Source organism: Cupriavidus sp. WKF15 (genome assembly GCF_029278605.1).
In the GTDB taxonomy this organism is placed as follows: Bacteria; Pseudomonadota; Gammaproteobacteria; order Burkholderiales; family Burkholderiaceae; genus Cupriavidus.
Genome location: NZ_CP119572.1, coordinates 1,743,805 through 1,759,245 on the forward strand (window position 1 = coordinate 1,743,805; position 15,441 = coordinate 1,759,245).

Here is a 15,441-nt window from a genome sequence, read left to right on the forward strand (position 1 = left end):
GCTGGCAGGGGGCAAAGCCCGACCCGGCCAGGACCCGGCTTTGCCGCGGTCCGGCTCAAGCCAGCGCCGGATAGTCGGTGTAGCCGGCGGCCGTGCCACCGAAGAACGTGGCGGCATCCGGCGCGTTCAGCGATGCCTGGGTCTTTAGGCGGTGAGGCAGGTCGGGATTGGCAATGAACGGCCGGCCGAAGGCGATGATGTCGGCGCGGCCGTCGGCAATTGCCTGTTCCGCGGACTGGCCATCGTATCCGCCCGCCAGCATCAGAACGCCGCGGTATGCCCCCCGCATCGCGAGGATCATGCCGTCCCAGCGCGGATTGGCAGCCTCGTCCCTGACGGTGCCGACCATCGCCGGCTCGACCAGGTGCAGGTACGCCAGCGGCCAGTCATTGAGGCGTTGCGCGATGTAGCCAAAGGTGGCTTCCGGCGTGTCGTCGCCCATGCCCATGAAGCGCCCCATCGGCGTGAGGCGTACGCCCACGCGTTGTGCGCCGATTTCCGCGGCCACGGCGTCCACCACCTCCAGCAGGAAGCGCGCGCGGTTTTCGATACTGCCGCCATAGGCATCGGTACGGTGGTTGCTTTCCGAGTTGATGAACTGGTCGAGCAGGTAGCCGTTGCCCGCATGGATCTCGACGCCGTCCACGCCCGCGTCGATCGCGTTGCGCGCGGCCTGCCGGTAGTCCTGCACGATCGCTGCGACCGATTCCGCGCTCAGTGCCTGCGGTGTCGGGATCTCGCTCCACACGCCGTTGCCGTCCGCGTCGACGATGAAGGTCTTGCCCGGCACGGGCAGCGCGCTCGGCGCGACGGGCAGGGCGCCGCCGGGCTGGAACGACGGGTGCGAGACGCGGCCGACATGCCAGAGCTGCAGGAAGATCCGGCCGCCTTCGGCATGCACGGCGTCCGCCACGGCGCGCCAGCCCTCGATCTGCTCGGCGCTATGGATGCCGGGCGTCCAGGCATAGCCTTGCCCCTGCTGGGAAATCTGCGTGGCCTCGGTAATGATCAACGCTGCCGACGCACGTTGCCGGTAGTACTCCACATTCATGGCGCTGGGCACATTGCCCGGCTGGCCGGCGCGCGAGCGCGTCAGCGGCGCCATGGCCACGCGGTGGTTCAGTTGCAGGGCCCCGATCGTGATCGGTGCGAACAGATGGGATGTCATGACAGCGACTCCTGTTGACGGATTTCCAATATGCACAGTCGGCACGGTCTCAGCGGCGCGAGGCCAGTGCCAGCGCTGCCAGCGAGACCAGGGCGAGACCACTGCCGGTGGCAACAATGCCGGACCAGCCGAGGTGCGTGTAGAGCGTGCTGGCCAGTGCCGAGCCCACCGCGCCACCGGCAAAGATGGCGGTCATGTACAGCGCGTTCAGGCGTCCGCGGCTGGCGGCATCGAGCGCGTAGATCGCACGTTGGCCGAGCACCATGTTCATCTGCACGGCAAAGTCGAGCACGATGCCGGTCAGTGCGAGCCAGTACAGGCCGCCGGCGCCGCCGGCGATTCCCGGGATAAAGCTGACGGCTGCCGCGATCATCGCAATGTATGAGGCGATGCGCGTGTGGCCCGCGTCGGCCAGGCGCCCGGCCACCGGCGCCGCGATGGCGCCCAGTGCGCCGACCAGGGCGAACACGCCGATCTGCGATTGCGACAGCCCGTACCGGCCGGCAAGCTCCAGCGGCGCGGCGGTCCAGAACAGGCTGAATGCCGCGAACAGCAGCGCCTGGTACAGCGAGCGCTGACGCAGCACGGCGAAGCGCGTGAAGAGGTGCCACAGCGACGCCAGCAGGCTGCCATAGGTGGCACGATGTTGCGGCTCGCGGCGCGGCAGTGTCGTGACGATGATCGCCACCGTAACCAGCGTCATCGCGGCGGCGATATAGAAGACGGCGCGCCAGCCGAAGAATTCGGCCATCACGCTCGACAGCGGCCGCGACAGCAGGATGCCGGACAGCAGCCCGGCCATGATCGTGCCCACGGTGCGGCCACGCAGCGCCTCGGGTGCCAGGTGCGCGGCCAGCGGGATCAGGATCTGCACACTGACGGAGCTCAGGCCCAGCAGCAGCGATACCAGCAGGAACACATGCGGCTGCGTCGACATGGCGGCACCGACCAGGCTGATGGCCGCAGCCACGCCGCTGATGGTCAGCAGGCGCCGGTTTTCATGCAGATCGGCCAGAGGCACCAGGAAGAACAGCCCGACCGCATAGCCGATCTGGGTCAGCGACACGATCACGCTGGCGCTCTGGGCGGACAGGCCGACGGCCGGAGCGATCAGCTCGATGATCGGCTGGGCGTAGTAGAGATTGGCGACCAGCACGCCGGCGCACAGCGCAAACAGGGCGACCAGTGCGCCGGACATCGGCGCGGTTGCATGGCCGGCGCCATGCAGGGTGGGGGAGGTTGTGGATTCCATGGCTTTGGGTGTCAGGTTGCGGTGTCCAAAGCTTAGGGGCCGCCAGGGGCAATTTGAATCACAGCGGCAAGCAAGTCAGCGTTGCGTGGCGCGCAACGGCTGCCATCTGAAGGGGTGGCTTTTGATTATCATTGGATAAACCAACGGCGAGCGGCGGTCACCATCGGGATAGGGGGGCGGACGCATCGGCGCAAGGGCCGGTTCCGCGCAAGGCAGCGTGATGCTGGCGCCGTGGGGATGGACTGTCGTCTCGGTGCTGGCGCTGGCGAGCTTGCTCAGCGCATCGGGCGTGCGTGACTGGCCGGGCCCGCGTCGCGCTCGCTGGGTATCGTGAACGCGAACATGCTGCCGTGCGGCACCAGCGGCGCGGCATGCAGCTGGCCCCTGTGCCCGCTGATGATGGACCGGCAGATAGCCAGCCCCATGCCCATGCCGTTGGCCTTGGTGGTATAGAACGGTTCGAAGAGCTGCTCACGCGTGTTCGCGCCGATGCCGATGCCGTTGTCGGCCACGCTCAGTTCCAGCGCCGTGCCGTCGACGTTGCGCGTGTTGATGTGCATGACGCGCGGGCGGTCGTCGATTTCGCTCATCGCGTCCATGGCATTGACCACCAGGTTCAGGATCACTTGCTGAAGCTGGATGCCGTCTCCGAAAGCGGTCGGGTTTTCTGCGTGCAGGGCCAGCTTGACGGCAATCTGGCGGCGCTCGATCTCGCTGCGCGAAATGACCAGGATATGCCTGACCGCATCGTGGAGATCCACCGGAGCAAGTGCCGGCGCGGCATTGCGCGTGAGCGCCTGCAGGCTGCGGATCATCTCGCCGGCACGCTGGCCTTCGCTGGCGATGGCCTCCAGGCCTTCGCGAGCGTTGGCGATGTCGGGCACAGGCCGGGCCAGCCAGCGCAGGCTGGCGCCGGCATTCGAGACAATGGACATCAGCGGCTGGTTGATCTCGTGCGCGATCGATGCGGTCAGCTGCCCGGCCGTGGTGGCGCGCGCCACCCGGGCAAGGTCGGCCTGCGCGCTGCGTACCGCGTCCTCGGCCTGGCGCCGCGCGGTGATATCGGTCACGGTGCCGAAATACTGCAGCGTGCCATCATCCGCGGGCAGCGGCTCGCCGATCGCCGCAAGGTGGCGGATCGAGCCATCGGTGCGCACGATCCGATGCTCGACGCGAATCGGCAGCCACTGCTCGGTATGGGCCGACACCACCCGCCGTATCGTCTCCCGATCCTCCGGGTGCATGCGCGCGACGAAGTCCTCGAATGCGAATTCCTGCCGGGAGGGGTCGAGCTCGTAGATGCGCCGCAGCTCTTCAGAGCAACGGAAGCGGTCGTGGCGCAGGTCCCAGCGCCAGCTGCCCGTCTGGCTCAGCCGTTCGCCCATGGCCAGCGATGCCTCGCTGGCGCGCAGTTCGCGCTCCACCTTCTTGCGGCGTTCGTTCTCGGTAAGCAGGTCGTCGTAGAGACGGGCCGAGCGCAGCGAGATCGCGGCCTGCGCGGCAATCAGCTCCAGCAGGCGTGCCTGCTCCAGCGTAAATGCGTCGCGGACCAGGCGGTTCTCCAGGTATAGCGCGCCGATCACCTCGTTGTGGCGCAGCATCGGAATGCAGATGGCCGAACATTCGGGATGCGCCGCGAAGTAAGGGTCCCGGGCGAAGGGCAGGGCGGGCCGGCCTGCACTGGCCATGGTCGCCTGGCCGGAGCGAACCGCCGTGTTGACCATCGACAGCGGCAGCGTGCCGGTTCCCAGGCGCTCCTGCACCAGGTGCACACGTATGCCATCCGCGCCGGTGTCCGCGCGTGCTTCCACCGATTGCCCTTCGGGCCTGATGTGAATCAGCAGCCCGCGCTGGGCAGCGGAATACTCGAGCACGATCGTCATCAGCTTGTCGATCAGGCCGTCTAGCCGGATTTCCTCGGTCAGCGCCCGCGACGCCCTGATCACGCTTTCGGCGTCCATCGACTGTTGGCCTTCGCCAAGCGACCACGTGCGCGTCGGTGCGTGATCGACGAGATCCGGGTACTTCGCCTCCATCTGGCCGACTTTCCCGGTCGCGCCCCAGCGCCGGTAGAGATCCCGGGCGGCGCGGCGATGGGCCATGGCCGAAGACGCCAGCCCCAGCGTGTCGCAGTGCCCGGCGGCGCGTTCGTGCGCCAGGGCCGCGATCTGCACGAAGCCCTCGGTGCTCGCCTGCGCGATGGCCGCTTCATAGCGCGACATCGCGCCCAGTGCATCGCCTTCCAGCCTGGCCACCTCGGCCTCCACCAGCAGCGCCTTGTCGGCGAAAGATGCCGGATTGGCATCGGCCCACGCACGGATCCGGCGGGCGTCGGCGCGCAGCCTCTGCCATGCCGCCTCGTCCTGTCGCGTGGCCAAGGATGCGGTGGCCAGCACGCGGCAAACGTGGAAGTCGGACTGGTGGATGTGACCCGGCGCGGACCACGCCAGCGCATCCGCCTTTTCCAGGCAGCGGGCCGCGGCCTCGGGCTGGTCGGCGAGCAGCAGCCTTGTTGCGCGATACAGCCATTGCCAGAACTCGAGCGTGGTCAGGCGTTCGGCCGCAAAGCCTTCGGCCGCGTCGCCGTCGGACTCCGGCGCTTCTCCGGCCGGCAAGCCCGCGGCCCGCAAGCCGTCGATATGGCGCTGCTGGACCTGCAGGATCAGCTCGACATCACGAAAGCCGGCGCGGCGAACCAGCTCGAGCCCGCGCCCGATCTCGGCGCAGATGTCGTCGAGCCGGTCGCCGCGCACAAGCATGCTGGCGACGATATGGCAGCACGCATAGCACGCCGTGGTCATGTCGCCATGGGCCACGCCGGAAGCCATGGCGGCGCGCGAACATTCGATCGAGAACGACAGCGGCTGGGTCCAGACGCTGAGCTGGTCGAGCGGCAACAGCGTGCGGGCTTCGTAAGCGGCGTAGCCATGATGAGTCACCAGCCGGTGGGCCATCTGTCCGTAGCGGAACCCGTCGGCATAGGCGCCATAGCGGTGGCAGACCATGACGCCCAGCCAGGCCAGCGACGCGGTCGACGGGGCCGACATGCCGTGGGCCAGCGTGAGCCGCAGCATCTCGCAATGGCCGAGGAACGCCAGGTGCTCGTCGGTGAAGCTCGCGGGCACCAGCAGCGCCGACAGCAGGCTCATGGCCGCCTCGGTCTGCGCATCGCGCACTTCGGGCAGCGCGATCATGGCGGGCAGCCTGTCCGCGGTCAGCAGCGGGAGCAGCGACGCGTACAGCGCGTCGCAGGCGTGGGCGCCCGGGTGCGGACTCAGCGTGATGCCGAACAGGCGCAGGCTGTCGATCGCGGTCTCTACGGCCAGCGCGTTCTGGGACAGGCGCGTATGCATCTCGATCTTGAGCCGGTACACGCTGGCCTGCCGCGGCGGTCCGGCCGGCCGCTCGATCAGCTTGCCCGCCAGCGCGAGCGCATCGTCCAGGTGGCCGAGCTGGAACCAGCAGTTCGCCTGCTGTTCGAGCAAGGCGAATTCGAGCTCTTGTGAAGCCGGCTGCGGCGCGGCGGCCTGGCGCAAGAACTTCATGCCGGACTCGACGTAGCCCAGCGCTATGCCGTAGGCCGCCGCGTGCCGTGCCCGCAAGGCAGCAGCATGGAACAGCCAGGCGACGTCCAGGGCTTCGTCCGGTTCGGTGACCAGCGCCGCGGCCTGCGCCAGCAGGCCGCTGGCGCGGAAGAGAAAATCGTCGCGCTGCGCATCGCCGAGATCGTCGCGCACGCGGGCGGCCAGCAGACGGCCCGCGCGCAGGCAGAACCCGGCGCGCTCGTCTTCGGTCAGCCCGGCGTGGGCGGCTTCCTGGACACGGTCGTGCGCGAACGCGTAGGTACCGTCCTGCGCCAGCAATACCACGCCGGCGGTGCGGGCCGGCGCGAGTTGCGCATGCAGCGCGTGTTCGCCGAGGCCGAAGGTCATGCCAAGCAGCGATACCGGTGCCCGGCGTCCCAGGCAGGCCATGCCGCTGAGCAGGCGGCGCGTCGGTTGCGGCAGGCGTTCCAGGCGCTGCAGCACAAGCGCCGCCACATTGTCGGTATAGGCGCGCTCAGCGATATGCTGAAGGTCGTACTGCCAGCCCTCTGCATCAGCCGAGTACACGAGCAGGCGGTCATCGACCAGCGTCGTCAGGAACTGCGTGACGAAGAACGGATTGCCGAGCGTCTTGTGATGCACGAGCTGCGCCAGCGGTAGCAGATCCTGTTCCGATGTGCGCAGCGTTTCCGCCAGCAGGTTGGCCACGGTGGCCTCGGAGAAGTTCTTCAGTACGACGTCGTGCATCCGTACGCATTCGCGCAGGTGCTTCAGGGCTTCCGCATTGACAGACCGTGCGCTGCAGACCAGCAGCAGCGGCGAAGGCGTGCGGATGAGCCGGGCGAGCAGGTGCCGGGAGGGCGCGTCGAGCCACTGGCAGTCATCGATCAACAGGACCAGCGGGCGGTCCGCCCGCGCAAAGGCGCTCACCAGCTGGCGCATTGCGATATCGACATGGACATCAGGATCGTCGCCGGCGGCCACCGACAGCGGCGGAAAATCGCTGACCAGCAGCCGCAGCGCCGGCGCCACCCTGCAGGCGGGCTCGCCATAGACACCCAGCGTTTGCGCCAGGCGTCGCTGCCATGCGTGTACCTCTTCCTCGGGGAGCGCCAGGATCTGGTGCACCAGTCCCTGGAAGGCCTCGGCGATCGCAACATAAGGCATGTCCTGACGGAACTGGTCCGCCTTGCCAGTGGAGCACCAGACACCCTGGCGCTGCAGGCACCTGGCGAATGCCTGCATCAACGCTGTCTTGCCAATGCCCGAGGGCCCGGTCAACGCCACGGCCATCGAGCTGTTATCGGCAATCACGCGGTCGAAGGCCGCGGATAGCTGGTGCATCGCGTTATCGCGCGCGAACAGTCCCTCGGGCAGCTCGAGGCCCGCCGGCTGGTCGCGTTCGCCCGGCTCGAAAGGCTCGATCTGCCTCGTTTCCTGCCATGCTGTCATGCAGCGCCGGAGGTCGGCTTCGAGGCCGGCAGCGGACTGATAGCGGCGGGCCGGGCTCTTGTCGAGCAGCTTCAGAACGATCCGGGACAGCGTTTCCGGAACCTCGGGCACGAACCTGTGGACCGGCACCGGCGCACTGGCCACGTGGCTGTGGATCCATTCCGACAGGTCGCCGGGGTTCCTGGCCGCGAGCGGCAAGCGCCCGGTCAGCATCTGGTAGAGGATCACGCCCAGAGAATACAGGTCGCTGCGGGCGTCGATGGCCTGGCGCGTGCGGCCCGTATGCTCGGGCGACATGTACGCGGGCGCCTCGCCGCCCATCGTCATCGCCAGCGCCTTGCCCCGGCCGTGGCCTGCATCGGCGTCGCGGCTCGCGTCGGACTGGCGCACGGCAAAGCCGAAATGTCCGATGCGGCAATGTCCCGCCGCGTCGGCAAACAGGCTGGCGGGCGTGATCGCGCGGTGGATCAGGCCGCTCTCGTGCATCGACCTGAGCGCGCCGGCCGCGCCGAGCGCGATCGCCAGCACGCGTGCCACCGGCTGGCGCCGGCGCAGCAGCGCCGCCACGGGCACCATCGGCCGGTCGTCGTAGAACGCGGCGATCCCGCTCCGGTAGTGAGTGATGCCGCGCGGCACCAGCGCCCAGTCATCGTGCAGCAGCGTGCGCAACGCGTACTCGTTGCGGATGCAGCGCGCGGCATCGGCTTCCACCTGGCTCGATGCCGCATGCGCGAGCAGCAACGTGTTGCCGCCTGACAGGGGAACCCCGCGCGAGAGCGCGACGATGCCATCCTGATGGATCGTTTCAAAACGATAGTCGGACAGGGCGAAGACGTTGGTGTCGCCGAAAATGTCGATCATTGTGGTGCGGCGCTGTGGCGTCCTTGACCGGTGGCCACGCGATGCGTCGCGTAGCCACGGCCGATGGCACGGGGATTCCAGGCTGTCCACCGTTCGAACAGCATAGTTCCCACGGGGCCTGCGCCAAATAATACCGTGGTATTGCCGGCGCGCAGGGCCGCGTCACGTGCGCCGGCGAAGGCACTCGGCGCGACGCCGCGCGCCTTGCCGATGGAGCGCCAGAAAGATGCGCGTGCCGTCCCGGTTCACCGTGAGAACAGGTCCGTGCCAAGTCCGGGGCCCGTCATGCCACCTTGCAGATGCCGATCTGCTGTGCCATCAGCACGAGGTCGGCAAACGTGCGCGCCTTCATCTTGCGCATGGCCTGGCCGCGATGGATCTTCACGGTGACTTCGCTGATGCCGATATGGGCAGCAATCTGTTTGTTCAGCAGGCCGGCGACGGCCAAACCCATGACCTCGGCCTCGCGCGCACTCAGCATGGCATAGCTGGCCCGGACGGCTTCGGACCGTTCCAGCGTCCGGCGGCGCAGCTTGTCTTTCTCGATCGCGGCGGACACCGCGTCGAGCAGGTCCTGTTCGCGGAACGGCTTGACGATGAAGTTCTCGGCCCCGGCCTTCATGGCGGCCACGGTCATCGGGATATCGCCATAACCGGTCATGAAGATGATCGGAACATGCACGCCCGACTGCGCCAGGCGCGACTGCAGGTCCAGCCCGCTCGGGCCGCGCAGCCGCACATCGAGCACCATGCAGCACGGCATGTCCGGGATGCCCGATGCGAGCAGCTCGGACGCCGACTCGAACAGCGCGACCTGCAGACCGACCGACCGGAACAGGCTGCTCAGCGCCTTGCGCAGCATGGCGTCGTCGTCAACCACCAGCACCATGGATTCCTCGGCCGCGCTAGCGGCCACGGGAACTGCGCTGCGCGATGTCACGGTTCTGCTATCCATTCCTGATCCACTGTTGCTGCCTGGTCCCGCCGCGCGTCGCGCCAGCAGGGACCTGCCCCGTCACGGCTGCACTACGTTGGTGCATTGAAACACAGAGCCCGCAAGCTTGCCACCCATACCAAGGTATTAGTGGCGATTCGACTGGCCTGGCACGATCATCCGCGCATGCAAGCCCGGCCCATGTTGGCGGGCAGCTTCGAAGTGTCGGCACTGCGCGACGACACGCATGGTTCGGACAAGTAATACGAAGAGCTGATGGCCTGGCGGCCAATGGAGGTCTAGTCTTGGCTCGGACCGCATCGCGCCGATACCGCCGAAGGAAAGGCCCGGCGAGATACGAGCCACGCGGGCGGCGCGGCAGCATGCCGCGCCGCCCGCGCATCGCCCTCAACCGTTTCAAGGAATCACGATCATGTCGAATCCGAAGCTCGAAGTCCTGACCCCGCAGAACAGCCAGCTCATCATCATCGATCACCAGCCGCAAATGGCGTTCGGCGTCCAGTCGATGGACCGCCAGGCAATGAAGAACAACGTGGTGGGGCTGGCCAAGGCCGCGAAGATCTTCAATATTCCTACCACCATCACGACGGTTGAGAGCGAGTCGTTCTCCGGCTACACCTATCCCGAAGTCCTGGACGTGTTCCCGAATGCCAGGACGCTCGAGCGTACCTCCATGAACTCGTGGGATGACCAGAAGGTACGCGACGCGCTCAAGGCCAACGGCCGCAACAAGGTCGTCGTGGCGGGACTGTGGACCGAGGTCTGCAACACGACCTTCGCCCTCTGCGCGATGCTGGAAGGCAACTACGAAATCTACATGGTGGGCGATGCGTCGGGCGGCACCAGCAAGGAAGCGCACGACTATGCCATGCAGCGCATGGTGCAGGCCGGCGCGGTCCCCGTTACCTGGCAGCAGGTGCTGCTCGAATGGCAGCGCGACTGGGCGCACCGCGACACGTATGACGCGGTGATGAAGCTGGTCAAGGAGCACTCGGGCGCGTACGGCATGGGTGTCGACTATGCCTACACGATGGTCCACAAGGCTCCGCAACGCACTGCGACCACGCACGAATCGCTGGCGCCGGTCCCGGCCCGCTGATCAACCCTGTCCACGCGAGCCAATCCTATGAGCGCACACAAGAACCTGCAGGAAGACGGGCACTCGTCGTCCCGGCGCCAGGTGCTCCGGTCCGGGGCGGGCACGGTGGGCGCCGCCGCCGTGGCGGCGGTGACCTCGTTCGCCGCGACCGATGCCAGCGCGGCCGGCAAGGCGGCGTCCCATCATTCCGCTGGAGGGAAACAGATGAACACCATCACTACCAAGGACGGAACCCAGATCTTCTACAAGGACTGGGGCTCCGGGCGCCCGGTCGTGTTCTCGCACGGCTGGCCGCTCAATGCCGACGCGTGGGATCCCCAGATGCTGTTCCTTGCGCAGAAGGGCTTCCGCGTGATTGCCCACGACCGGCGCGGGCATGGCCGTTCGAGCCAGCCCGCGCAGGGCAACAACATGGACACCTATGCCGACGACCTCGCCGCGCTGCTCGATGCCCTCGATATCAAGGGCGCCACGCTGGTGGGCCACTCCACCGGCGGCGGCGAAGTCGCGCACTACATCGGGCGCCATGGCACCAGGCGCGTGGCCAAGGCCGTGCTGATCGGCGCCGTGCCGCCGACCATGGCCAAGAGCGCCGCCTACCCCAACGGCTTGCCGATGGAGGTGTTCGATGGTATCCGCAAGGGTGTGGCCGACAACCGCTCGCAGTTCTACAAGGACCTGGCGACGCCGTTCTTCGGCTTCAACCGGCCGAACGCCAAGATATCGCAGGCCACCATCGACGCGTTCTGGGCGCAGGGCATGACCGGCGGCATTCTTGGCCAGTACGCCTGCATCAAGGAGTTCTCGGAAGTCGACTACACCGAAGACCTGAAGAAGATCACGGTGCCGACGCTGATCCTGCATGGCGATGACGACCAGATCGTGCCGATCGACAATTCGGCCCGGCTGTCGGCCAAGCTGGTGAAGAACGCCACGCTCAAGGTCTATCCGGGCGCGTCGCACGGCATGTGCGTGGTCAACGCCGACCAGGTCAATGCCGACCTGCTCGCTTTCCTCAACACATAAGCCGGAACGCCAATGTCCGTCACCCGCCGGCAATTCATCGCTTCGGCTGCCGCCCTCGGCGCGGCAGCCTCTTCGGAGCTTCTCGCCATGTCCCCGACCCCGACGCCCGATCTCATCCTCGTCAACGGCAAGTTCACCACGCTTGACAAAGCCAATCCGCAAGCTGACGCCGTGGCCATCCAGAATGGCCGCTTCGTCAGCGTCGGCACGCGCGACGAGATCATGAAACTCGCGGCCGCGAAGACCATGGTGATCGACCTGAATGGCCGGCGGGTCATTCCCGGGCTGATCGACAGCCACATGCACATCATCCGCGGTGGCCTGAACTACAACATGGAGCTGCGCTGGGATGGCGTACGCTCGCTGGCCGATGCCATGCGCATGCTGCGCGAACAGGTGGCGCGCACGCCGGCGCCGCAGTGGGTGCGCGTGGTCGGCGGCTTTACCGAGCACCAGTTCGCCGAGAAGCGCCTGCCGACCGTCGACGAACTGAACGCGGCGGCGCCGGACACGCCGGTGTTCATCCTGCACCTGTATGACCGCGCCATCCTGAACGGCGCAGCGCTGCGTGCGGTCGGCTACACCAAGGACACGCCGAACCCGCCGGGCGGCGAAATCGTGCGCGACGCGCGCGGCAATCCCACCGGCCTGCTGCTGGCCAAGCCCAATGCCACCATCCTCTACGCCACGCTGGCCAAGGGGCCGAAGCTGCCGGCCGAGTACCAGAAAAACTCCACGCGCCATTTCATGCGCGAGGTGAACCGCCTGGGCGTGACCGGCGTGATCGACGCGGGCGGCGGCTACCAGAACTACCCCGAGGACTACAACATCATCGACGAGCTGCACAAGGAAGGGCAGCTCACGGTGCGCGTGGCCTACAACCTGTTCACGCAGAAACCCAAGGAAGAGCTGAACGACTTCAAGACCTGGACCTCGACCGTGAAGCCGGGCCAGGGCGACGATCTCTATCGCCACAATGGCGCCGGCGAGATGCTGGTCTATACCGCGGCGGATTTCGAGGATTTCCGCGTCGAACGGCCCGACATGCCGCCGTCGATGGAAGGCGACCTCGAGCCGGTGATCCGCCTGCTGGCCGAGAAGCGCTGGCCGTGGCGCCTGCACGCCACCTATGACGAGACCATTTCGCGCGCGCTGGACGTCTACGAGAAGGTGGCGCGGGACATCCCGTTCCAGGGCCTGAACTGGTTCTTCGACCACGCCGAGACCATCAGCGACCGCAATATCGACCGCATCGCGGCGCTGGGCGGCGGCATCGCCGTGCAGCACCGCATGGCCTACCAGGGTGAGTACTTCGTCGAGCGCTACGGCGCCAGGGCCGCCGAAGCCACGCCGCCGGTGAAGAAGATGCTGGCCAAGGGCGTCAAGGTCGGTGCGGGCACCGATGCCACGCGCGTGGCGTCGTACAACCCGTGGGTGTCGCTGTACTGGCTGACCACCGGCAAGACCGTGGGTGGCATGTCGATGTACCCGCAGGCCAACCTGCTCGACCGCGAAACCGCGCTGCGCCTGTGGACCGAGGCCAATACCTGGTTCTCGTCCGAAGTCGGCAAGAAGGGCCAGATCCAGGCCGGCCAGCTGGCCGACCTGGCGGTGCTGTCGTCCGACTATTTCGCGGTGCCGGGCGACGAGATCCAGGACATCACTTCGGTGATGACGGTGCTCGGCGGCAAGGTGGTCTACGGCGACAACGAGTTCGGCAAGCATTCGCCGGAAATTCCGCCGCCGATGCCGGACTGGTCGCCGGCCCGCCACGGCAGCCGCTACCAGCCGCGTCCGCAGGCGAAGACTGCCGCGGCCACGCTGGCGCTGAACACCGCCTGCGGCTGCGCCAGTTCCTGTGGCGTGCACGGCCATGCACACGCCAGGGCCTGGACTTCGAGCGTGCCGACGTCCGACGAAAGCACGTTTTGGGGCGCATTGGGGTGCTCGTGCTGGGCATTCTGACGCCGGGCCCGTCCCCGCACCCCCGCGTCATTCTCATCGACCGATAACGGAGACACGATGCTTCCACGCTCCTCCTCGCTAACGGTGGCCGGCGAACCCGCGAGCCGGCTGCCCGGCTGGCTGCACTGGGTCGCGCTCCTGCTGATCTGCGCGGCCTATCTGCAGGGCGGCCTGGTCAAGCTGTTCGACTTTGCCGGCGCCGTGGCCGAGATGCGGCAGTTCGGGCTGGCGCCCGCCGTGCCCATGGCGGCCGCCACGATCGGCCTGGAGCTGGCAGCGTCGGCGATGATCCTGTCCGGCGTGTACCGCTGGCTCGGCGCACTGGCGCTGGCGGCGTTCACGCTCGGCGCGACCTTCCTGGCCAATCGCTTCTGGAGCGCACCGGCCGAGGCGCAGTTCATGATGGCCAATGCGTTCTTCGAGCATCTCGGCCTGGTCGGCGCGTTCGTGCTGGTGGCATGGCATGACCTGCGCACCCGGGAGGACGCATGACGCAACCGGCGATGGCGAGCGCGAAGCCTGCGGCAGGCGGCACCTTCGCGCCCTTGGCGCAGCCCACGTTTGCGGTACTGTGGGTCGCCACCATCCTTGGCAACATCGGCAGCTTCATGCGCGACGTGGCGAGCGCCTGGCTGGCGACGGACCTGTCGAGTTCGCCGGCGGCCGTCGCCACGATCCAGGCCGCGGCGACATTGCCCGTGTTCCTGCTCGCCATTCCCGCGGGCGTACTGTCCGATATCCTCGACCGGCGCCGTTTCCTGATCGTGATTCAGATCGCGCTGGCCGCGGTCAGCGGCACGCTCGCGCTGCTGGCGTGGCGGCAGGGCCTGACCATCGAGATCCTGATCGGCCTGGCGTTCCTGGGGGGCATCGGTGCGGCGATGATGGGGCCGACGTGGCAGTCGATCGTGCCCGAACTGGTGCCGCCGGGCACGCTGCGGCAGGCGGTGGCGCTGAACGCGCTTGGCGTCAATATCGCGCGTGCCATCGGTCCGGCGACCGGCGGCCTGCTGCTGGCCGCGTTCGGTGCCGCGGCGACGTACGGCGTGGACCTGCTCAGCTACTTGTTCGTGGTCGCCGCCCTGGTCTGGTGGAAGCGGCCGGAACGGCCGCGCGACCCGCTGCGCGAGCATTTCTTCAGCGCCTTTCGCGCCGGCTTGCGCTTTACGCGCGCGCACAGCCAGCTCCACGTCGTGCTGGTGCGCGCGGCCGTGCACTTTGCGTTCGGTAGCAGCGTGTGGGCGCTGTTGCCGCTGGTGGCGCGTCAGTTGCTGCATGGCGGCGCCGGCCTATATGGCGTGCTGCTCGGGGCGGTGGGCGCCGGTGCCATTCTCGGTGCGCTGACGATGCCGTACCTGCAAAAGCGGCTTGATGCCGATGGCCTCGTGCTGCTGTCGGCCTTCGTCACGGCGATCGTCATGGGCGTGCTGTCGTTTGCGCCGCCGGTCGGCCTGGCGTTGCCACTGTTGCTGCTGCTCGGGGCCGCCTGGATCATGGCGCTGACCACGCTCGGCGGCGCGGCCCAGGCCATCCTGCCGAACTGGGTGCGCGGCCGTGCGCTGGCGGTCTACCAGATGGTCTTCAATGGCGCGCTGGCGGGCGGCAGCCTGCTGTGGGGCTTCGTGGCACAGGCCATGGGCACGCCGCAAGCGTTGCTGATCGCGGCTATCGGGCTGGTCCTTGCCGCGCTCATGCTCCATCGCCTGCGGCTGCCGCGCGGAGACGAAGACCTCGGTCCCGCGGGCCACTGGCCGGAGCCCGAGATGGCTGGCGAGATCGCGTATGACCGCGGTCCGGTAATGATCCTGATCGAATACTGCATTCCCCCGGCGCATCGCGATGCCTTCCTGCGCGCAGTGCACAAGCTGTCGGAGGAGCGTCTGCGCGACGGCGCGTTCAGCTGGGGCGTGATGGAGGATCCGGCCGATCCGGAGCTGCTCACGGAATGGTTCCTGGTGGAATCGTGGGCCGAGCACATGCGCCAGCACCGCCGCGTGCCGAATGCCGATGCCGACCTGCAGCGCGGCGTTACCAGCTTCCACGTGGGCGAGCAGCCACCGCGCGTGCGCCACCTGCTTGGCGTCGCGATGCCGGCCGCACCACAGTGATTCCATTTCA

General features: G+C 67.6%; 10 protein-coding genes. 6 read left to right on the forward strand and 4 right to left on the reverse strand.

Going from position 1 to position 15,441, the window contains the following annotated elements:
• Positions 1-55: 55 nt before the first annotated feature.
• The 4 genes from CupriaWKF_RS08180 to CupriaWKF_RS08195 all read right to left on the reverse strand — a co-directional run bounded on the left by CupriaWKF_RS08180 (position 56) and on the right by CupriaWKF_RS08195 (position 9,233).
• Positions 56-1,168 carry an alkene reductase gene (locus CupriaWKF_RS08180; RefSeq protein WP_276100495.1) on the reverse strand — a complete coding sequence of 371 codons (1,113 nt, stop codon included), beginning with the start codon at positions 1,166-1,168 and terminating at the stop codon, positions 56-58.
• Positions 1,169-1,217: 49 nt separating this feature from the next.
• On the reverse strand, positions 1,218-2,420 hold the full coding sequence (locus CupriaWKF_RS08185) for an MFS transporter (protein WP_276100497.1): 1,203 nt from the start codon (positions 2,418-2,420) through the stop codon (positions 1,218-1,220).
• Positions 2,421-2,695: 275 nt separating this feature from the next.
• Entirely contained in the window at positions 2,696-8,278 is a 5,583-nt protein-coding gene (locus CupriaWKF_RS08190; RefSeq protein ID WP_276100498.1) for an AAA family ATPase, read from the reverse strand.
• A 283-nt stretch (positions 8,279-8,561) separates the two neighbouring features.
• On the reverse strand, positions 8,562-9,233 hold the full coding sequence (locus CupriaWKF_RS08195) for a response regulator (RefSeq protein WP_276100499.1): 672 nt from the start codon (positions 9,231-9,233) through the stop codon (positions 8,562-8,564).
• Between the two features lie 84 nt (positions 9,234-9,317).
• On the opposite strand from CupriaWKF_RS08195, the gene CupriaWKF_RS08200 reads away from it, so the two are divergent.
• The 6 genes from CupriaWKF_RS08200 (at position 9,318) to CupriaWKF_RS08225 (ending at position 15,431) form a co-directional block, all read left to right on the forward strand.
• Positions 9,318-9,476, forward strand: coding sequence for a hypothetical protein (locus tag CupriaWKF_RS08200; protein WP_276100500.1), 159 nt, complete (start codon positions 9,318-9,320; stop codon positions 9,474-9,476).
• A 169-nt stretch (positions 9,477-9,645) separates the two neighbouring features.
• Complete coding sequence (locus tag CupriaWKF_RS08205) at positions 9,646-10,332, forward strand: hydrolase (RefSeq protein WP_276100502.1); 687 nt, start codon at positions 9,646-9,648, stop codon at positions 10,330-10,332.
• A 204-nt stretch (positions 10,333-10,536) separates the two neighbouring features.
• Complete coding sequence (locus tag CupriaWKF_RS08210) at positions 10,537-11,358, forward strand: alpha/beta hydrolase (protein WP_276100720.1); 822 nt, start codon at positions 10,537-10,539, stop codon at positions 11,356-11,358.
• An 87-nt stretch (positions 11,359-11,445) separates the two neighbouring features.
• Positions 11,446-13,323, forward strand: a complete 1,878-nt coding sequence (locus CupriaWKF_RS08215) for an amidohydrolase (protein ID WP_276100504.1) — start codon at positions 11,446-11,448, stop codon at positions 13,321-13,323.
• A gap of 57 nt (positions 13,324-13,380) precedes the next feature.
• Entirely contained in the window at positions 13,381-13,815 is a 435-nt protein-coding gene (locus CupriaWKF_RS08220) for a DoxX family protein (protein WP_276100506.1), read from the forward strand.
• Entirely contained in the window at positions 13,812-15,431 is a 1,620-nt protein-coding gene (locus CupriaWKF_RS08225) for an MFS transporter (protein WP_276100507.1), read from the forward strand. Before CupriaWKF_RS08220 ends, CupriaWKF_RS08225 begins: the two co-directional genes overlap by 4 nt.
• Positions 15,432-15,441: the final 10 nt, after the last annotated feature.